This is a genomic window from Roseibium sp. FZY0029, assembly GCF_036350355.1.
Lineage (GTDB): Bacteria > Pseudomonadota > Alphaproteobacteria > Rhizobiales > Stappiaceae > Roseibium.
On sequence record NZ_JAZDVZ010000001.1, the window covers coordinates 277,835 to 297,268 of the forward strand.

The following is a 19,434-nucleotide window of genomic DNA, read 5'->3' on the forward strand; positions in this document are numbered from 1 at the left end:
ATGGGTCGGTTCAGAAGACTGTCAGCCCCAATTCCTCAGGAAGCGGAGCGAAGCGCTGCGGGATTTTTCGGTGCGGTGCTCGGTGACCGGTCTTGCCAGTCTTCTCTGCGGATCTGGGCGACCCGCATCGGATTGGGATCCGGCTTGCCGAAGTAATAGCCCTGCATGGTATCGCAACCGAGCGTGCGCAGCGCGTCCACCTGGAACTGGCGCTCCACGCCTTCCGCTGTCACTTCAAGGCCGAGGTTGTGCGCAAGCGCAATCACTGCCGAGATTATGGCAAGGCCATCGCTGCGTTCGCCGATTTCGTCGACAAAGGACTTGTCGATCTTGATCTTGTCGAACTTGTAATGCCGCAGATAGGAAAGCGACGAATAACCGGTACCGAAGTCATCCAGCGCGATACGGATGCCGAGGTCACGCAGCTTCTGGAGCTTGATCGAGGCGGTACCAAAGTCGCGCAGGAATACGGATTCGGTGATTTCCAGAACAAGCCGCTCCGGAGGAAACCCCGTTTCCTGCAACACACCGAGGATCTGTTCCACCAGGTTTGGATCCATGAACTGAACCGGCGACAGGTTGACCGCAACACTTTCCAGCTCCGGGCATTGTGCCGCAGCCGCGCAGGCCTTCTTCAGCACCCAGCTTCCAAGCGGCAATATCAGGCCGGCATGTTCGGCAATCGGAATGAACACATCCGGACGCACCTCACCGCGTACCGGATGCAGCCAGCGAACAAGGACCTCGCTGGACACCACCTTGCCGCTCCTGGCGTCCACGATCGGCTGAAAATCGACGTTGAGCTTGCCATATTCGAAAGCCTCGCGCAGGTCGGATTCAAGTTCACGGCGCTCGCGGACCTCACGCTCCATGTCCTGCTCGAAGGCGAGCGACCGTCCCCGGCCACCTTCCTTCGCCTTGTAGAGCGCAATATCCGCCTTGCGCATCAGATCGTCGACCGTGTCGGTGCTGTCGTGCAGGCGCGTGAAGCCAACCGTGGCGCCAATGGCGAAGTCGCGGCGGCCGATACGGAAAGGCTTGCGGGTGACGGCAACCAGTTCTTCGGCGAATGCCAGGGCCGCCTGTTCGCTGACGAAGCGGCCGAGTGCTGCGAATTCGTCGCCACCGAAACGCGCCAGCATCGTACGACCTTCGCCAAGGGCGGTGAACCGGCTCGCGACCTGGCGCAGCAGTTCGTCACCTGCCGGGTGTCCACTGGTGTCATTCACCACCTTGAAATTGTCGAGATCGATGAGGAAGAGCGTCAGCGTGTTCTGACCATTCTGGTTCTGCTCTTCCAGTTGCGCCTCGGCCTGCTTCAGGAACCAGCTCCGGTTGCCGATCCCCGTGAGGGAATCGTGCTCGGCGAGATGCGAGACAAGGGCACTCGCCCTGTGGGCCTCGGTGATGTCGGACGCAACACCGTGGTAACCTGTGAAGGACCCGTGGTCGTCATAGACCGGCCGCGCCGCAAGCGACCACCACCGCTCTTCCCCTTTCACATCTACGCCGATGACGATTTCGCGGAAAGCCTGCTGACGCTTCATGGCGTTTTCCAGCTTCGTTACCGCGGACCGCGCATCGCTTTCGTTCAGGGAATAGGCCAGATCGACCATACGCATGGTTTCCAGTTCGGCTCTGTCCCGGCCGCTGGCATGCAGAAACCGGTCGGAGATCGAGTGCAGAATGCCGTGGCTATCCGATTTCCAGAGCCAGTCGCTGGACTTTTCCTCAAACTCGTTGAGCAGAAGGGCAATCAGTTCACCGCGATGCTCCAGCTCTGCCTCGGCAAGGAAATGGGAGGCGAACAGCCACGCCGCAGAGGCGATACTGCCGACCACCACCAGCGTGTAGCTGGTCAGCAGAAAGAACAACGGCCACAGCTCCGCACTGCGTCCGATTGCGAAGGACATGAGCGAGGCAACGAACAGGATACTAACCCAGCGGAAGGCTGCCTGCGGGACCGTTGCCAGGGCAAACGCGCCACCGCACAGCATGCCGGTCGTCAGGCAAGAGGCGATCCAGATGCCGTCCGCATCGCCATAGGCAAACGCGGCAACCGGAACGACCGCCCACAGGCTGCTGAAGATCGTTGCGTGCGTGACGGCCTTGTTCAACGATCGCCGTAACGCAAGTTGAACGGGCGATTTTCTTGCCTTCAGCCATTTGAACAGGGTGAGGGACAAGAATGTACCAAGTGCCGCGATCCAAAGCGCAAGAAGGCTCATGGGCATGAAGTTGCGGAACGTGAGTGTAATCACGAGCACGTTGACGATATTGGCCAGCACGATGAAAGGCGTCAGGCGCGCGATGCTTGCTATCTGCGCGGCGCGAACCTTGCGGGCCAGAAGCTCGTCGACCACCGGATGCCCGAACGCCAGCATGAAGGCCCGGATGGGGTTGGCCTCCTGCTTGCCGGTGGGAACGCCGGTATCGGAATGAAAGTCTACCTTGAGCTGACGGCCAGGCACCAGAAAGGCCATTCCGATCATTTGGAAGATCAGTCGCCAATTGAAGCTGAGCCGCATTTTGTCTCCGGGTCATTGCTCGCACTGTGCGCGGCATCGCCCCGCAGCAACGACGGTTACAGCCATTCCCTGAAATTCCGGTAAAAATGATGGTCAGGATTCAGGCATGTTTTTGCAATCATGACTGGAATAAGGCCGGTCTGCCGCGCAAATCCGCAACCATAAGCATTGCCTCGGGCAACAAAAAACGGCGACGGCTCTCCCCGCGGAAGAACCCTGTCGCCGTTCGAAAAGCCTTAAGTCACCGGATTTGATCTGCGCGTTACTGCGCCTGAGCGGCCTCGGCGGTTTCTCCGCCGACCTGCCATTGTCCGGCTTCTATTTTGGACGCCGCGATGACCGCCTGGGTCCGGCTTTCCACGCCGAGCTTTTGCAGGATGGCGGAGACATGCGCCTTGACGGTAGCCTCGGAGACCGACAATTCGTAGGCGATCTGCTTGTTCAGAAGACCTTCGGACAGCATCATCAGCACACGCACCTGCTGAGGCGTGAGAGTTGCAAGACGCTGCACCAGATCGCCGCTGCCATCGTCGGCGGCAAGATCAACGTCCGGCGGGGTCCACATGTTGCCCGACATGACTTCGGAAATCGCCTCCCGAATGACATCAATCCCGTGGGACTTGGGAATGAAGCCGGATGCGCCGAATTCAACGGCGCGCCGGATCGCCTGCGGATCTTCGTTGGCCGAGACCACCACCACGGGCACGCCGGAATATTGCGCTCTCAGATACATGAGCCCGGAAAAGCCGCGCATGCCCGGCATGGACAGATCGAGCAGAATGAGATCGACCTCACCATCCTGCTCCAACCGGGCCGTCACGTCCTCCAACGCACCGGCTTCCTCGATCACAGCTTCCGGATATTGTGTTTCGAGCGTTTGACGCAGAGCACCCCGGAACAGGGGATGATCATCCGCGATGATGAACCGATACGATGTCGCCGACACGTTGTTAATCCTCCCTCAACGGTCCGTTTGGCCCGCAGGATCCGCCTGAGCCATGCGGTGCTGCCATGCAGCGCCCGCTCGCTTCTTGATTGTGTGGCGAAGCCCCATTGTTGCGGCCATCTTAAAGTATGTTTGCAACATGGGTTACGCGCAAGTCAAACCATGCTTTTGACCAACCCCACCGAATCTCTCGCCAGACCGTCACAGCTAAAATTTCAAGCAGCCGCTCAGTTCTGAAATAAAACATCAAGGATACAACCGACCACAACCAACAACTTAAAGTTTAAAAAAATTCATCGTAGTTGAACTTGTTATTTTTCTTCCTTCCTCAACGTTGCTCAAGATAATTTTCCACAGTCTACATTTCCTGTTGATAATCAAAGCAAATACAGCAACAAATGACGGACTGAATACACATCACATAATCAAAATCACTGAGTACACGATCCCATTATGACAATTCAGGCGACGCTGTTTTCATTCGTGAACCGCTGGGAATGCGACGAAAATGATCATCTAAATGTCCAGTTCTACTTTAGCCGCTTCGAAGAAGCAGACCGCCAGTTCAGGCTGTTAACCGGATTAAGTGAAACCATTGTCGGCGCCCGCCGGGTGCGTCATGTGCGCTACCACAAGGAAATGCGCACGGGAGACCTGATCACCGTTCATTCCAGCGTCGCCTTCGACGGGCCGCATATGCTGACCGTCATTCACGAGATGCGCGACGGCGCCACGGGCACACTTACCGCGACCGCGCTTGACGGATATGAGCCCAGCGTTACAGCCGCCAAAACCCTGCGTCAGCGCTTTCGCGACTTCCAGACACCGATCATCGCGGAGGCCGGGCCCAGAGGAATTTCCGCAGCTCCGGCAAATGCGCGCGCGACGCTGGCCGGCCTTCAGGCAAAGGGAGCGCAAATCGTTTTCCGGGGAACCGTGCTGCCACGCGATATCGGCTCCGACGGCAAGGCCGACGACAGATTTGCCCTGTCCTGCTGCACTGATGGCGTTGCCCATGTCTGGCAACGCACGCCCATGACCCACGCCTATCTGACGGAAAACGGGTTCGGCCGGGTGGCCGTCGAAATGAAACTGACGTGGCTAACGCCCCTGAAGACCGGCGATGCAATGCTGGTCATTTCCGGCTTTACCGGCGTCAATCAAAAGACATTCTCGATGCGCCATCATCTGTTTGAATCGCGGACGAACCGTCTGGCCGCCATTCTGGATGTTGTCGCCCTGACGATGGACCTGACGAAGCGGGTTGCCGTCGAATTGCCGCAAGAGGCCTATCAGGGCATCAACAAGATGCTGATCGACTGATTGAGATGCCTACAGGAAGCTGAATTGAAAATGGCGTGTCCCGGGCAGAGGCACGCCATTTTTCATCCGCTGCGCTCAAGCGATTATTTGGTGTCGCCTTCGAAGTCCTTCTGAAGCTCACGCACCATGCCGAAAAAGCGGCGCATGGCGCTTTCGGTGAAGGTCAGAACCTTTTCCAGCTCCTCGTCGTCCTCGGTTGCCGAAGGGCTGCGACTGTTTTCACCTGACTTTGGTGCCGGGCGGTCGAGTGCGGATCCGGGCGGCAACTGGTTGCCGGGCTTTGCCCCGTTGCCTTCCAGCTCTTGCAGGCGGGCTGTCAGACGATCCACCTCACCGGCCAGTTCGTTGATCTCCGCCAGATAGGCTTCTTCGGCCAGCGGGACCGGATTGCAGCGCCATGCTTCGCTCTGCTCCTTGCAGATGGAAACCGTTCCGTTCTGCCGGTCCACTCTCAGAATGTCATCATCAACCATGACCAGCGAAAAGCGGTCCGTCTGTCCCTTCGTGACCGCGTCTGCGGTTTCAGGGGTGACTGTCTCCTGAGCAATGGCTGCCGGGACCAGAAGAACGGCCATGGCCACCCCGCGGAACAGGGGAGCCAGAAATGTGTTGCGGATCGTCATATTGCCTCTCCGGTTGGCGGCCGTGCGTTTCCAGCATGTGGGAACAGCCCTTTCGAAAGCAGGGCAACCATCGGCCAATCGTTTTTCCATGGGTGCCATATTTCCGTGGCCAAAGCACGACCTTAGAAAGTGTTTTCAAGAACCTGGCGTTTGAAGCCAGGATTACGCTTTGTCATCCGGCAACATCGCCTGTAGCGTTTCCAGACGGTCAGCTTCTGCGGCCGGCTTGTCCCAGCGCAATCTGGAAATGCGGGGAAAGCGCATGGCGACACCTGACTTGTGCCGCGTGGACCGATTGAGGCCCTCGAAGGCGACTTCCAGAACAAGACCCTTTTCGGCACCGTGAACAACCTCCCGAACCGGTCCGAACCGGTTGATGGTGTTGTTGCGCACATAGCGGTCGATTTCACGCAGCTCCTCATCGGTAAAGCCGAAATAGGCCTTGCCGACCGGCACCAGCTCGGCCCCCGCCTCTGCCTCACGCCAGACACCGAATGTATAGTCGGAATAAAACGAGGACCGCTTGCCATGACCGCGCTGTGCATACATCAGCACCGCATCGATCAGGAAAGGCTCCCGTTTCCACTTGAACCACAGTCCCTTCGGACGTCCGGTAACATAGGGCGCATCCCACCGTTTCAACATCAGGCCTTCAACGGCCTCGGCATCGGCAGCCGGCAGATGGGCGTGAGGGTCGGCGCGCGCTGCGGTGATTTCCTGCCATCCGCTCGCTTGCACCATTGGGGACAGATCGATGCTTCCTTCCGGCAGACCGGCGACAAACGTTTCAAGCGCCTTGCGCCGTTCGGCAAACGGCAACTCCCTCAAGTCGGTTCCGCCGACACTCAGCAGATCGTAGGCGCGGATCGCTGCGGGATACTCACGGATCAGCTTTGGACCGGCTGTCTTGCGGTTGAGGCGTTTCTGGAGATCTGCAAAGGGACGGACCTTGCCTTCCGAAACCACCAGCAGTTCGCCATCAATACAGGCATCGAATGTCAAGAGCTCCAGAATATCGGGAAAGGCCTTCGATATGTCTTCGCCGGTCCGGCTGAACAGCCGGCGCACGCGCTCTCCCTTGTCGCTCTCACCGGCAGCCGCCTGCACCCGGATTCCGTCCCACTTCCATTCGACCGCAAAGTCCTGCGCATCCAGAAGTTCCGTATCCCTGGCCTCGTCCAGAGGGTGCGCCAGCATCACTGGGCGAAATGGAGCCGGATCGGATGTATCCGGTGGCCCTTCCCGGCCTTCCGCCCATGCGAACAATGCTTCGTAAGGAGGCTCCAGCCCGTGCCAGACTTCCTCCACCAAAGCGACATCCAGACCGCCGAGCTTTGCGACTGCCGTTTTTGCAAGCCGCGCAGACACACCGACACGCAAACCGCCCGTCACCAGTTTCAACAAAGCCCACCTGCCGGTTTCGTCCAGCGTGTCCAGCCAGTCCGACAGCAAGCCGGGCACTTCGCTCTTGCCGGCAGCTTCCAGCCGTTTGACCACTTCAGACAGAGTTGGAGCTGCGTCGCGCACGGCGGCATTCCCAGGGGATGCCTGCGGCCACATCAGGGCAATGGTTTCGGACAGATCACCGACGAAATCATAGGAAAGCGCAAACAGCTCCGGGTCTGTCCGCTCGCTGATCAAGGCCCTCAGCAGGGCCGGTTTGGCGTTCTTGAAACGCAATCCACCTGTGAGGGCGGCCAGTGCGTAGCCCCGGTCCGGGTCCGTCACGCCCTGGAAATACCGGATCAAGAGCGCTTCCTTGGCGAGGCGCCTGGGTTCCAGGGAGAGCCGATCGAGCAAATGGGAAAAGGCCTGCATGAGCGCTATACGAACCGCGAAAGGGTCCGGACTGCAAGCCCTGACGGATTTTCTTTCGAAGGTCTGACCGGGGCCCTTACTGCGTCCGGTCAGACCGACAGGTTTGAAAAGGTTGATGTTCGAGGCGGCTGAAAGCCAATCAGGCTGCAGCAGCGACGCTGCCGGTTTCCGCACGATGTTGGAGCCCGACCGTTTCGTCCTTCACCCATTTGATTTCCATCGCGAACTTCTGGCCGGAAAAGTCCTCATAGGTCACCAGCTGACCGACACGAGCGCCCTCAAAATACGTCACGCCGATGCCGCCTTCGGAACTGTTCATCAGGCGTGTCTCGAACACCTTGCCACCCTCTGTCACAAGCATGACCTGTTGACCCATTTCCTGCTTGCGGGTCGCACGGCGCCGCTCCTCGACGTCACGTGTCATTTCTTCGAGGAAGCCTTCAATGCCATGTGCCATCTCAGTCGCGACCTGCTTGACCTCGCCCGCGATGGTGTCGACCCTTTCCGCTTCACCCGCAGTCGTCTGAATGGCTTCATCGACCGTCTCGGCACTGCGCACGGCATTGCTGGTTTCGCTGGCTGCCAAGGTGATGCTTTGCGAGATTTCCTGGGTTGCGACGCTTTGTTCTCCGACCGCCACGGTGATGGCGCCAGTGACCTCGTGGATCAATTCGATAGACCCCGAAATCCGGCGGATAGAGTCGACAGCGTCATCGGTAAGACCCTGGACTGCGGAAATCTGGCTCGAGATCTCTTCCGTCGCCTTCGCTGTCTGGGTCGACAGTTCCTTGACCTCCGCAGCAACAACGGCAAAGCCCCTGCCCGCTTCACCTGCCCGGGCAGCTTCAATCGTTGCATTCAGGGCAAGTAGATTGGTTTGTTCGGCAATCGCCCGGATCATTTCAACAACCGTGCCGATTTTTTCGACTGCTTCGGCGAGGCTCGAAACGCTGGAATCGGTGCGCTGTGCCACGGTTGTCGCATCATCGATAACACCGCTTGCCCGCTCCGCCTGGCTCATGATTTCCTGGATCGCTGCCGACATTTCCTCTGCTGCTGCCGCCACTGTCTGAACGTTGTTCGATGAGGAGGTCGACGCGTTTTTCGCTTCGGTAGCGGCTGTCGAGGCTTCCTGTGAAATGCCACGGACGCGGGCAGCAATATCCGCCATGGCCGCCGTGCGGCCATCGACGTTGCCCGTAACGGTTTCCATCAGGCTCCGGAACTTTTCGATCAGGGCCTCGACATTGTTCTGGCGCATGCGTTCCCGGTCGCGCTCCTTCACGGCTTCATGTTCGAGGGCCTGCCGAACCCTTGCATTTTCCTGGAAGATGCCCCCTGCCCTGGCAAGGTCGCCGATCACGTCCTTCCGCTCGGAGAACGGCATCTCGAAATCAAGGTCACCCTTCGAAATCCGAACGAGTTCGGCGGTCAGCCGCGAGAGTATCCCGTTCACCCTTCCGATCTGCCAGACACAAAGCCCGACGGTGATCAACACCACGGAAACCTTCGCAATGATGGCATTGCGCAGTTGCGAGGCGGCTTCGTCGGAGAGCTCGGCCGCACGGGCCTGTGCTGCGCCCAGCATGCCCAGCGAAGCTACCCGAATGAGGTTCAACCGGTCAGTTGCCTTGGCAAACCAGACCGACCCTTCAATGCCCTGTCCGTCTTTGATTTCCGGCAGCGCGCGCAGCACATTGCGCCATTCGATGACCTGTTCGACGGACGGACCGGAGACCACGAGGTCATAAGCGGACAATTGTTCCGGTGTTGCGACCTGCTTGAAGTTGTTCAAGAACGCCTGTTCAACGGACAGCCTGTCAAAGTAGGCCAGAAACCGTTCTGTGGAGACCTCGCCGCTTTGCGCGACGATGGTGAACAATTGCCCGCCGATGGCGCGCTCAAGCCCACCGGCCTCGCCTGCTTCGGTCAGTTGGATGAATGGGTTCATCTGCTGGGTATAGATGCTGTCATCAGTCGCCTGAGCGGACGCCTGCAAGAGTGTAATCAGCTCCCTCACCTTGCCGGAATAAAAGGCCAGAACCTTCGGGGTTTCGATAGACTTTTTGTCGACGCTCGCGCGAAGCGTGGCTATTGCGTCCATTCCAGCAGCCGCTTCTCGTGCTGCGGTCAGCACTCGCGTGTTGTCGACGTGAAACCCGTCCGCAGCCTTGACCAACCGCTGAACTGCCTCATCCGTCGCGGTCCGCTGTTTCTGAAGCAGAGCTTGCGGCTCAGCAGCATATCCCGAGGCAATCATCACTGCTGTGCGACCGCGCTCCTTCTGCAATTCATGCAGGACCGCTTCCGATTTTCTGGCCATCTCCGCGATAGGCAGAATTTCAGAGGCATGGCGGCTTTCCCGATAAGCCTCTTCTATGGTCATTGCCCCAAGTATGACGAAAGCAAGCAATGGAACGATCGCCAGCAGCGCGATCTGGGCTCGAATTGATTTCAAAATGTCTTCCCCCAACCAGCAGGTGAACAAATTAACGCAAGGGCAAGTTAACAATTTGAATAACCTGAAGATGAAATTTTGATCACTCACCAACCTATGGTATAATTGCCAGTATCCTCCCGGGTAATCGGCGAAAAAACTCGATGTTTTTGGCAGGGTCATGCCTGACGTCCTGAAATGCGGGATGGACGGACGCGGAAAATGGCTGTATAAGCCGCGGCCATCCATGGGCCCATGACTGGATGGCCCTATCCGGTAGACTGCTGACTGGCATGCAGAAGATCCGGAGCAGTTGAAAGATTTCTATGACCGATTTGACTTCTCTCGCCCCGGCGCTGAAGGCCGCGCTGGCGAAACGTGGCTATGAAAACCTCACCTCCGTTCAGGAAAGCGTTCTAAGCGACGCCCCGCCGGAAGCCGACCTTCTGGTGTCTGCGCAGACCGGGTCCGGCAAGACCGTTGCCTTCGGCCTTGCGCTTGCCCCTACCCTGCTGGACGGCAAGGACACCCTCGGCCAGGCAGGCGCGCCAATTGCGCTGGCCATTGCCCCGACCCGCGAACTTGCTCTTCAGGTGAAGGAAGAACTGACCTGGCTCTACAATGAAGCCGGTGCCGTGACGGCCTCCTGTGTCGGCGGCATGGACCCCCGCATGGAGCGGCGGACACTGGAGCGCGGCGTGCACATCGTCGTCGGTACGCCGGGTCGTCTGCGCGATCATATCGAACGCGGCGCTCTGGACCTCTCCGAGATCAAGGCCGTGGTTCTCGATGAAGCCGATGAAATGCTCGACATGGGCTTCCGCGAAGACCTGGAGTTCATCCTGGACGCCGCGCCTCAGGACCGGCGCACGCTGATGTTCTCCGCCACGGTTCCCAAGCCGATCGCGGAACTGGCCAAGCGCTTCCAGAAAGACGCCGTGCGTCTGTCGACCATCAATGCCCGCGAACAGCACGGCGATATTGACTATGTCGCGCATCCGGTGGCCCCGAACGAGCGCGAAAACGCCATCATCAACGTGCTGCGTCAGCACGAGGCTGAAAAGGCAATCGTATTCTGCTCGACCCGTGAAGCGGTCAGCCGCCTGACCTCGCGTCTTGCGAACCGGGGTTTCTCCATCGTTTCCCTTTCAGGCGAACTCAGCCAGGAACAACGGTCCAGCGCATTGGCTGCCATGAAAGACGGTCGTGCCCGGGTCTGTGTGGCAACCGACGTTGCCGCACGCGGTATCGACCTGCCGAACCTCGACCTGGTCATCCACGCCGACCTGCCGACCGGCAAGGCGGCGCTGTTACACCGTTCCGGTCGTACGGGCCGAGCCGGCCGCAAGGGCACCTGTGTGCTGATGGTCCCCTTCCCGCGCCGCCGCCAGGCGGAACGCGTGTTGCAATTCGCCGGTATCACGGCAACCTGGAAGGGCGCTCCGACCGCGGACGACATTCGTGCGAAGGACAAGGAGCGGCTTCTTGCCGATCCGGCCCTGAAGGTGGAGCTTGAAGAAGAAGAACTGGCGATTGCGAACGAGTTGCTTGCGCTTCACAGCCCGGAACAGCTCGCCGCTGCCTTCGTCAAGTTGCGCCAGTCGCGTCTGCCCGCCCCGGAAGAGGTCTCGGATATCGATGAGACCTCACTCAGAGGCCGCGATGCCGGCTCGCGCGGTGGCCGCACTGCGGAAATCACCGGCAAGTTCGAAGACGGCATCTGGTTCTCGCTGTCGCTCGGCCACCGCCAGCGCGCCGAACCGCGGTGGATTCTTCCGATGATCTGCCGAGCCGGCCATGTCACCAAGAAGGAAGTCGGCGCGATCAAGATCTTCCAGAACGAGCTCTATTTCGAGATCGCCGGCAGCCATGGCCAGCGCTTTGCCGACGTGGTCAAGCGGGAGGGCACGGGCGAAGAAAATGCCACCATCAAACTGCTCGACGCGCGGGGCGGCAAGATCCCGGCTCCGCCGAAGGATGATGGTTTCCGCCGTGACCGCTCTGACCGCTCCGGTCCGCCGAAGCGCCGTCCGCGTGGCGGAGATGCGCCGGACTATGAAAATCTCGGTGCTGAAGACAGCCTGAAGTCGGGCCGTCCGAAGCGCGAAGGCCGAGGCAAATTCGACGGGCCGCGCGGTAAGTTTGATGGACCGCGTGGGAAACCCCGCCGCCGGTCTGGCGACGACGATTTCGTTCCGCATCACCCCGCCTACGAGCCACTGAACACCAAGGATCTGGCCCGCGACCTCGATGGCGATCAGGCTCCCAAACGCAAGAGCCGTTCCGCGGATGCGCCTGAAGGTGAACGGCGCAAGCCGCGCACCCGGCCAGCCGCCAACGCCACAGGGGCCAAGAAGAAAGCCGGGAAGAAAAACAAGCCCTCGCGCGCGGAGCGCAAGGCTTCGAAAACCAAGCCCTGACAAAAAGCCGGTGACCAACGTCACCGGCTTTTTTCTTTTGGACTGGTCTAGCTCTGCCCCGTTTTGCAGACGTCCGGCTTCGGCCCTGCTGACGCCTTGTCTGGCTGATCGATAAGGGTATCCGTGTTCTCCCCCTCCGCGAGAAAGCTGTTCTGCAGGAAGCTTCGCCCCGAGGGAGAGACGTTTTCGTTGCCTTCGATCACGGTTCGCTCGATTGGCTGGTTCAGCATCCGCGCCCGGAACGGGCTGCCGAGATAAAGATATTCGAAGTCCCCCAGGAACAGGTTGTCCCTCACCGTGTTGCCGTCGTCTTCGATCCGGATGCCGGTGACGAGGTTCTCGAAGCAATTGCCTTCGTAGGTATTGTCTTCCGCGAAATCCTCAAAAAGGTGCAATTCCATCGGAAACGGCCATCTGGGAGCAAGGGCGTTCTTGTCAACCAAACCGGCGATCAACTCCGGATTGAAGCGATAGCCCAGGAAATTGTCAGACTTGCCCCACGGGCGCTCACTCATCATCAGGTTCAGGGAAACCGGATTGTCGTAGGGGCTCTTGTCGCCGCAATCCCACATCACCAGATCCCGTGCCTGGCGCGAGGCGACCCAGATGCCGATGTCCATGTTCCGGAAGACATTGCCCCTGATGACGTTACCGTCCGATCCTTGCAGGCGCGGGCGGCTTTCCGGGTTGGTCGTGTGGAATTCCCAGCAGTTCTTGTAATGAAAGATGCCGCCGAAGGCGTTGCTGTCGAAGATGTTGTTTTCGATCAGATTGTAAGCGGACCCGTCCACGGACAGGCCTTCGCGGCGGGTCGGGCCGATGCGCCGGATACCCTTGTTGGTGAAGAGTCCGTTGTTGCGGATCAGATTGCCCGAAACGACGTTCTTCTGCGACCCATGTTCCAGATAGATGCCGACATGGTGACCATCGGCAACAATGGAATTTCGGATCGTCGCGCCGACGACATAATGATCGACAAAGACACCGGTCATATAGGACTGGGTGATTGTCAGATGCTCGAGCACGACCCCTTGCGACGATGTTGCCCGCGCTTCGTCCCGTGCCGGGGCATCATCCGTCGGCGTCTGACCTTCGATCAGGATGCCGCCGGTATCGTCCAGGCGGCAATCGCGGATGGTGACGTTCTTCAGACCGGGCCGGATGGTGATGCCGCGCCGGTGCATTCCCGTGATGGTGCCTCCCCGGCAATCCAGAATGACATTGCCGGTGGAGATCACGATCGGGTCCGTATAGCGGCAATCGGTCTCCAGCAGCACCTTTCCGGGTGCCATGTCCGGCAGCACGCAGTCTCTCAGGCTTTCCGGCGCCGGCGTCAACGCACCAAAGGTTTCCGGTGTCTCTGCCACAGCCTGCACCGACAGGGCAAAAAGCAGGCACAGGACCGGCAGGACAAGGCATCCTGACTTCCCGCTCATCGTTTTATTCATTGATGATGCAGGCAATAACCCAATCCGCTCCGTCCTGGATGAGCTGATAATGGCAGGTAAATTCGAAAACGGCCTCGCCGTCAGCCGTTTCCTGGCTCCAGTCGAGCGTCACCAGAGCGGCCGAGCCGCTGACGTGGCTGGAAACGACGTGGAAATCCGAATGGGACACGCCTTCCTTTTCCAATGCCTGCAGGAGCGCCTCGATATTTTCGATCAGCTCTTCGTCGTCGTTGAAGACATGGCCTTTCTCGTGCTGCCAGATGACGGTCGGCAGCGCGAAACAATCGCAGATCCTGTCGATATCGTAGTCGTTGAAACCGGCCTGATAGTCGTCAAAAAGCTGGGCGATCGCTTCTTCCGCGTCGCCATTGGCACTGGCACCGGCCCCGTTTGTCTGGCCGTTGCCGGCACCTGCAAATCCACCGTCGTCCGCCATGAATGCCTCTCCCCCCAAAAGCAAAATTTGCCGCAATTCCGTGCGGGCCTGATCAGCCTTGTGCGGCCCGCGCAACGTCGGCTTCCTCGCCGTCGTCATAGCCTATCATATTGAGCGGGCGGGCGTTTCGTCCATTCAATTCGCACCAGTGGACAAGTGCCTCTTCCGCGCCGTGGGTTACCCAGATCTGCTCGGCTCCCGTTTCCAGGATGGTGCGACAGAGGTCGTCCCAGTCGGCATGGTCGGACAGGATCAGCGGCAGTTCGGCCCCTCTTTGACGCGCGCGCGCCCTGACGCGCATCCAGCCCGAGGCCATAGCTGCAACCGGATCGCCGAACCGGCGGGACCATCTGTCCGAAAGCTGCCCGGGCGGGCACAGGACGATTTCCCCGGCAAGTTCCTTGCCGCGCTTGCCGACGGGGTCCACTTCGCCGAGATCGATCCCCTGACTCTGGTAGTAAGCCGTCAGCTTTTCCAGTGCGCCATGCATGTAGATGGTCTTTTCGTAACCGGCGGCCCGCAGTTCGGCGATCACGCGCTGCGCCTTGCCGAGCGCATAGGCCCCGACCAGATGGGTCTGCTCCGGAAACAGCTCCAGCGAGGAAAGCAGCTTGGCAATTTCCTGTTGCGCCGGCGGGTGCCGAAACACCGGCAGGCCAAAAGTCGCCTCGGTCACGAATGTATCGCAGGGCACCACTTCGAAAGGCACACAGGTCGGATCCGCCTGGCGTTTGTAGTCACCGGAGACGACAGTCCGCTGCCCGGCAGATGCCAACAACACCTGGGCAGAGCCAAGCACATGTCCTGCCGGATGCAGCGAGATCTCGACACCACGTAGCTTCAGCGTCTCGCCATAATCGATTGCCTGTGCCGACCCGCAGAAATTCTCGCCATAGCGGATTGCCATGATGTCGAGTGTCTGGCGGGTCGCCAGCACCGCCCCATGGCCCGACCGGGCGTGATCGGCGTGGCCATGCGTGATCACAGCCTTTTCGACGGGGCGGACCGGATCGATATGGACACCTGCTTCAGCGCAGAACAGGCCTTCAGGCGTGAGGGTCAGGAGATCGGACATCAGACGCTAGATAGGGCCGGTTTCGCGTTTATGCCACCGCCATGCGGCCAGAAGGCCGCATGGTGTTGTCCCGGATCACTGGCAGTAGCTGTATTCGATACGGCAGCCGGATGCGCCGCTGTTCGAGCACCAGCCCATGGCGAAATTCATCGCGGCCTGTTCGCTGTCGCCTGCCCCGATACCGTTGCTTGAAGGCGAAACGGCCAGCGCATGGCACCTTGCCTGCGTCGTATCTGCAATCCGGCACTGGTTATTGCCACAATATTGCATGGCGAACTGCTCCGCACCCGCCCGGGTCGGGGCAGCACCATGACCAAAGGCTCCACCGGGGGCCAGCGCGAAGGCCATCCAGCCGCCGCCTTGCTGCTGAGCCACGTTCACAGCCGGTTGTGAAGACGCCTGCGCACCGCAGGCCTGATAAACACCGGCAATCTGCGAGCCGTTGGAGCACATGATCCCGCCCCACTGGTAACCGCGCAAACCGCTGTCAGCCACCACTTCGAACCAGTCATAACCATCCATTCGCACGCCCGCGTTTTTCAGGATCGTGACCCAGGTTCCTTCCGAAAGGCTGCCGGTCTGCCGGAAGTTCAAACCGGGCCCGTCGCGAAGCTTGCCCCCCAGAGATTGTCCCTGGAGATTCAATTGCGTTTCGTTCCCGCCAACAGCGCCGTTCGCTTGAGTCTTGTTGCTGGAAGCCGGTGTCGCTATTTCGCAGCGATGCGACACGTCGCCGAGCCAGAGTTCGGGGACGGGCTTGTCCCGGTCAAAGGAAATCTCCTTGCCATCGTTGAAGTAACCGCCCCTCCCGTCCGGTACCAGGATGGTCTTGCCGTCAATGTCCTCAAGAATTGCGCGCCCCTCTTCCGGGATCGTTTCAATGAAGGCGAACTGATTTCCGAGATTGCAACGGTAATTGAGGCTTTCCGAAGCCTTTGCACCCGCGGTTGCAGACAGAACTGCAGCCGATAAAAGTCGTATAAATACCAGTGTTTTCAAAACAACCTCCCCCAAAGGTATATTTCCGCACAATTGACCATGGGGAAGCTGAACGCAAGCCGAACAATCTAGGAACATCCCCCTCGCCTTTCACCAAACCCTGGCCTAAAACCAAGCCATGGACGTGCAGTTGCTACCGAACAGATTCCAAAGCTGGTTCGCCTCGCGGGGATGGGCTCCGAGGCCGCATCAGCTGCAACTGATCGATCATCTTCAACAAGGCCATTCCACGCTGCTGATCGCGCCAACCGGTGCCGGCAAGACCCTGGCAGGCTTCCTGCCCAGCCTGGTGGAACTGGAAGCACGGGGAAAGCGCAAACCCGGTTCTGCAGGCAATGGCATCCACACGCTTTACATCTCGCCGCTGAAGGCGCTTGCGGTCGATATTGCCCGCAATCTGGAGGCTCCGGTTTCGGAAATGGATCTTGCCGTCCGGCTGGAGACCCGGACCGGCGACACGCCGTCTCACAAGCGGCAGCGGCAAAAGCTCAATCCGCCGGACATTTTGCTGACAACGCCGGAGCAGATTGCCCTGCTGCTGTCCGACCCGGCCTCGGCCCGCATGTTCGCCTCGCTTCGAACCGTCATTCTGGACGAGTTGCATGCGCTGGTGACGTCCAAACGCGGCGACCTCCTGGCGCTTGGTCTCGCCCGTCTGCGGCGGCTGGCACCGAACCTCAGAACGATCGGGCTTTCGGCAACCGTCGCCGAACCAGATGACCTGCGCGCCTATCTGGTCGATCAACCGGACCCGGATGGAAGGGCGCTGTCTCACATCGTGGAGGTCGCCGGTGGCGCCAAGCCCGACATCTCGATTCTGGAGAGCGAAGAACGCGTGCCGTGGTCCGGCCACTCGTCACGTTATGCCATTGCCGACATCTATGAGCTGATCAAGGCTCACAATGTGTCTTTGCTGTTCGTCAACACGCGTAGTCAGGCGGAAATGGTGTTTCAGGAACTCTGGCGCATCAACGACGATACGCTGCCGATTGCGCTACACCATGGCTCGCTTGATGTCGGCCAGCGGCGGAAAGTCGAAACGGCCATGGCCTCCGGCGCTCTGAAGGCAGTGGTGGCAACCTCTTCGCTGGACATGGGCATCGACTGGGGCGACATCGATCTGGTTATCAACATCGGCGCGCCAAAGGGTGCCAGCCGCCTTGCCCAGCGGATCGGCCGCGCCAATCACCGCATGGATGAGCCGTCAAAGGCGATCCTCATCCCCTCCAACAGGTTCGAAGTGCTCGAATGCCAGGCGGCTCTTGCCGCATCGATGCGTGGCGACCAGGACACGCCGCCGCTGCGCCAGGGCGCGCTGGACGTGCTTGCCCAGCATCTGCTCGGCCTTGCCTGTGCAGACCCGCTGGATGCAGTGGATGTCTTCAATGAGATACGGTCCTCGGAAACCTACAGGCACCTCGACTGGGAGACCTTCGAGCGAGTGCTCGATTTCGTCGCCACCGGCGGCTACGCACTGAAGAGCTACGACCAATATGCCAAGCTGCGGAAGGGCCAGGACGGGCTTTGGCGCATCTCCCACCCGAAAATCGCGCAGCAATACCGGCTGAACGTCGGCACCATTGTCGAAGCCCCGATGCTGAAGGTGCGGCTGGTGCGCTCCAAGGCTTCCGGACGAAGGGCGCCCGTTGGCCGGGGTGGCCGGGTGCTGGGCGAGATGGAAGAGTACTTCCTGGAGCAGATGGCCCCGGGCGACACGTTTCTTTTCGGCGGCGAGGTGGTGCGTTTCGAGGGCATCCGCGAAAACGAGGCCTATGTCTCGCGCACCACATCGGACAATCCGATGATTCCGTCCTACATGGGCGGCAAGTTTCCGCTCTCCACCTATCTCGCTGAAGGCGTCCGCACGATGCTGGCGACACCCGAGACCTGGAAGGCGCTGCCGGAACAGGTGCGCGACTGGCTGACCATCCAGCAGGAAAAATCCGTGCTGCCGGCGAAAGACGGCCTTTTGGTAGAAACGTTTCCGCGCGCAAACAAGCACTACATGGTCTGCTATCCGTTTGAAGGGCGCCTGGCGCACCAGACCCTGGGCATGCTGGTGACCAAGCGGCTGGAGCGGCTTGGCGCAAACCCGCTCGGCTTCGTCGCCAACGATTATGCGCTTGCCGTCTGGGGACTCGGCGACCTGTCTTTGCTGTTTTCCTCCGGCCGGATCCCGCTCGACAGATTGTTCGAGGAAGACATACTCGGGGACGATCTCGATGCATGGCTCGCCGAATCCAGCCTCATGAAACGTACGTTTCGTAATTGTGCTGTCATTGCCGGTCTGATCGAGCGCCGCCATCCGGGGCTGGAGAAATCGGGCCGGCAGGTAACCGTTTCCTCGGACCTGATCTATGACGTGCTACGTGCCCATGAACCAGACCACATACTCCTCAAGGCAACCTGGAACGATGCCGCGGAAGGACTTTTGGATATCTCGCGTTTGGGGGAACTTCTTGCCCGTATACGTGGACGAATCACGCATACTGAACTCCCGCATGTGTCTCCCCTTGCCGTGCCAATTCTTCTCGAAATAGGGAAAGAACCGGTCTACGGGGAAGCCATGGACACGCTGCTGGCCGAGGCAGCCGAAGAACTCGTACTGGAGGCCATGGAATGAGTGCCCTGACATCCCATCTGCGCAAATATGCAGCTGCGCCGGTATGTCATGACATTCAGATCAATGGCCAGTTGGTCGGTCTGCATGACAGCGGCATTCTGTGGTGGCCGGATGAATCCACCCTGGTGGTGGCAGATCTCCATCTCGAAAAAGGTTCCAGCTACGCCCGGCGCGGCGTGATGCTGCCGCCCTATGACACCGGGGCAACGCTGGAGAAGCTTGCCGGCGTGATCGATGCCTTCGATCCGGCTTGCGTCGTTTGCCTTGGCGACAGTTTTCACGATCCCGATGGGTCCGACCGCTTGCCAGCGCCTTACCGTGCCATGCTGACGACCTTGCAGCTGGGCCGTGAATGGATCTGGGTCACCGGAAACCACGATCCGATCGCACCGGTCCGCCTTTGCGGTGTCACGGTTGATGAGATCACCATCGGACCGCTGACCTTCCGTCATGAGCCGATTGAAAAGGTCGGGTCTTCTTCGACCGCAGGCGAAATCTGCGGCCATCTGCATCCGGCTGCCCGCGTGCGCCGTTTTGGCCGTTCGATCCGCCGGGCCTGCTTCGTCACCGACGGCACCCGTCTTGTCCTGCCCGCCTTCGGCGCGCTGACAGGTGGCCTCAATGTCACTGATGAAGCCTATGGCATGCTGTTCCGGCGGCGCCAGTTTTCGGTCTTCATGCTTGGCAACGACCGTCTGTTCCCCTTTACCGCCAGCCGGCTGGTCGGGGACTGACAGGTCTCGGTTTCTGATCCCGAA

General features: G+C 59.7%; 13 protein-coding genes. 4 read left to right on the forward strand and 9 right to left on the reverse strand.

The features are described from left to right. Nucleotides 1-35: 35 nt before the first annotated feature. Together V1T76_RS01305 and V1T76_RS01310 are read right to left on the reverse strand one after the other, a co-directional pair. Entirely contained in the window at nucleotides 36-2,528 is a 2,493-nt protein-coding gene (locus V1T76_RS01305) for a putative bifunctional diguanylate cyclase/phosphodiesterase (RefSeq protein ID WP_330558814.1), read from the reverse strand. A 262-nt stretch (nucleotides 2,529-2,790) separates the two neighbouring features. Continuing rightward, the gene (locus tag V1T76_RS01310) at nucleotides 2,791-3,474 is read right to left on the reverse strand and encodes a response regulator transcription factor (protein ID WP_330558815.1); all 684 of its coding nucleotides are present in this window, start codon (nucleotides 3,472-3,474) and stop codon (nucleotides 2,791-2,793) included. Nucleotides 3,475-3,927: 453 nt separating this feature from the next. Here V1T76_RS01310 and V1T76_RS01315 point away from each other — a divergent pair, with 453 nt between their 5' ends. Then, nucleotides 3,928-4,797, forward strand: coding sequence for a thioesterase family protein (locus V1T76_RS01315; protein WP_330558816.1), 870 nt, complete (start codon nucleotides 3,928-3,930; stop codon nucleotides 4,795-4,797). Between the two features lie 83 nt (nucleotides 4,798-4,880). Here V1T76_RS01315 and V1T76_RS01320 read toward each other — a convergent pair whose 3' ends face one another. From V1T76_RS01320 to V1T76_RS01330, 3 genes are all read right to left on the reverse strand, one after another. After that, nucleotides 4,881-5,420 carry a hypothetical protein gene (locus V1T76_RS01320; protein ID WP_330558817.1) on the reverse strand — a complete coding sequence of 180 codons (540 nt, stop codon included), beginning with the start codon at nucleotides 5,418-5,420 and terminating at the stop codon, nucleotides 4,881-4,883. Between the two features lie 162 nt (nucleotides 5,421-5,582). Then, complete coding sequence (locus tag V1T76_RS01325; protein WP_330558819.1) at nucleotides 5,583-7,238, reverse strand: cisplatin damage response ATP-dependent DNA ligase; 1,656 nt, start codon at nucleotides 7,236-7,238, stop codon at nucleotides 5,583-5,585. A 139-nt stretch (nucleotides 7,239-7,377) separates the two neighbouring features. Continuing rightward, on the reverse strand, nucleotides 7,378-9,696 hold the full coding sequence (locus V1T76_RS01330; protein WP_330558820.1) for a methyl-accepting chemotaxis protein: 2,319 nt from the start codon (nucleotides 9,694-9,696) through the stop codon (nucleotides 7,378-7,380). Nucleotides 9,697-10,001: 305 nt separating this feature from the next. On the opposite strand from V1T76_RS01330, the gene V1T76_RS01335 reads away from it, so the two are divergent. Beyond that, nucleotides 10,002-12,095: a DEAD/DEAH box helicase gene (locus V1T76_RS01335; RefSeq protein ID WP_330558821.1), complete on the forward strand. Its 2,094-nt coding sequence runs from the start codon at nucleotides 10,002-10,004 to the stop codon at nucleotides 12,093-12,095. A gap of 47 nt (nucleotides 12,096-12,142) precedes the next feature. Here V1T76_RS01335 and V1T76_RS01340 read toward each other — a convergent pair whose 3' ends face one another. The 4 genes from V1T76_RS01340 to V1T76_RS01355 form a co-directional block, all read right to left on the reverse strand. Next, nucleotides 12,143-13,531: a right-handed parallel beta-helix repeat-containing protein gene (locus V1T76_RS01340; RefSeq protein WP_330558822.1), complete on the reverse strand. Its 1,389-nt coding sequence runs from the start codon at nucleotides 13,529-13,531 to the stop codon at nucleotides 12,143-12,145. A gap of 4 nt (nucleotides 13,532-13,535) precedes the next feature. After that, nucleotides 13,536-13,979, reverse strand: a complete 444-nt coding sequence (locus V1T76_RS01345) for a DUF4440 domain-containing protein (RefSeq protein ID WP_330558823.1) — start codon at nucleotides 13,977-13,979, stop codon at nucleotides 13,536-13,538. 52 nt (nucleotides 13,980-14,031) lie between these two features. After that, nucleotides 14,032-15,054, reverse strand: a complete 1,023-nt coding sequence (locus tag V1T76_RS01350; RefSeq protein ID WP_330558824.1) for a ligase-associated DNA damage response exonuclease — start codon at nucleotides 15,052-15,054, stop codon at nucleotides 14,032-14,034. 75 nt (nucleotides 15,055-15,129) lie between these two features. Beyond that, nucleotides 15,130-16,053 carry a DUF4189 domain-containing protein gene (locus V1T76_RS01355; protein ID WP_330558825.1) on the reverse strand — a complete coding sequence of 308 codons (924 nt, stop codon included), beginning with the start codon at nucleotides 16,051-16,053 and terminating at the stop codon, nucleotides 15,130-15,132. A 118-nt stretch (nucleotides 16,054-16,171) separates the two neighbouring features. On the opposite strand from V1T76_RS01355, the gene V1T76_RS01360 reads away from it, so the two are divergent. Continuing rightward, nucleotides 16,172-18,676, forward strand: coding sequence for a ligase-associated DNA damage response DEXH box helicase (locus V1T76_RS01360; RefSeq protein WP_330558826.1), 2,505 nt, complete (start codon nucleotides 16,172-16,174; stop codon nucleotides 18,674-18,676). Next, entirely contained in the window at nucleotides 18,673-19,410 is a 738-nt protein-coding gene (pdeM, locus tag V1T76_RS01365; RefSeq protein ID WP_330558827.1) for a ligase-associated DNA damage response endonuclease PdeM, read from the forward strand. The genes V1T76_RS01360 and pdeM overlap by 4 nt, the downstream gene beginning before the upstream one ends. Nucleotides 19,411-19,434 lie beyond the last annotated feature (24 nt).

Excerpts from the sequence above, each read along its gene's own strand:
- V1T76_RS01305 (WP_330558814.1), bottom strand. The coding sequence starts at position 2,528 with ATGCGGCTCAGCTTCAATTGGCGACTGATCTTCCAAATGATCGGAATG.
- V1T76_RS01315 (WP_330558816.1), top strand. The coding sequence starts at position 3,928 with ATGACAATTCAGGCGACGCTGTTTTCATTCGTGAACCGCTGGGAATGC.
- V1T76_RS01320 (WP_330558817.1), bottom strand. The coding sequence starts at position 5,420 with ATGACGATCCGCAACACATTTCTGGCTCCCCTGTTCCGCGGGGTGGCC.
- V1T76_RS01325 (WP_330558819.1), bottom strand. The coding sequence starts at position 7,238 with ATGCAGGCCTTTTCCCATTTGCTCGATCGGCTCTCCCTGGAACCCAGG.
- V1T76_RS01335 (WP_330558821.1), top strand. The coding sequence starts at position 10,002 with ATGACCGATTTGACTTCTCTCGCCCCGGCGCTGAAGGCCGCGCTGGCG.
- V1T76_RS01340 (WP_330558822.1), bottom strand. The coding sequence starts at position 13,531 with ATGAGCGGGAAGTCAGGATGCCTTGTCCTGCCGGTCCTGTGCCTGCTT.
- V1T76_RS01345 (WP_330558823.1), bottom strand. The coding sequence starts at position 13,979 with ATGGCGGACGACGGTGGATTTGCAGGTGCCGGCAACGGCCAGACAAAC.
- V1T76_RS01350 (WP_330558824.1), bottom strand. The coding sequence starts at position 15,054 with ATGTCCGATCTCCTGACCCTCACGCCTGAAGGCCTGTTCTGCGCTGAA.
- V1T76_RS01360 (WP_330558826.1), top strand. The coding sequence starts at position 16,172 with ATGGACGTGCAGTTGCTACCGAACAGATTCCAAAGCTGGTTCGCCTCG.
- pdeM (WP_330558827.1), top strand. The coding sequence starts at position 18,673 with ATGAGTGCCCTGACATCCCATCTGCGCAAATATGCAGCTGCGCCGGTA.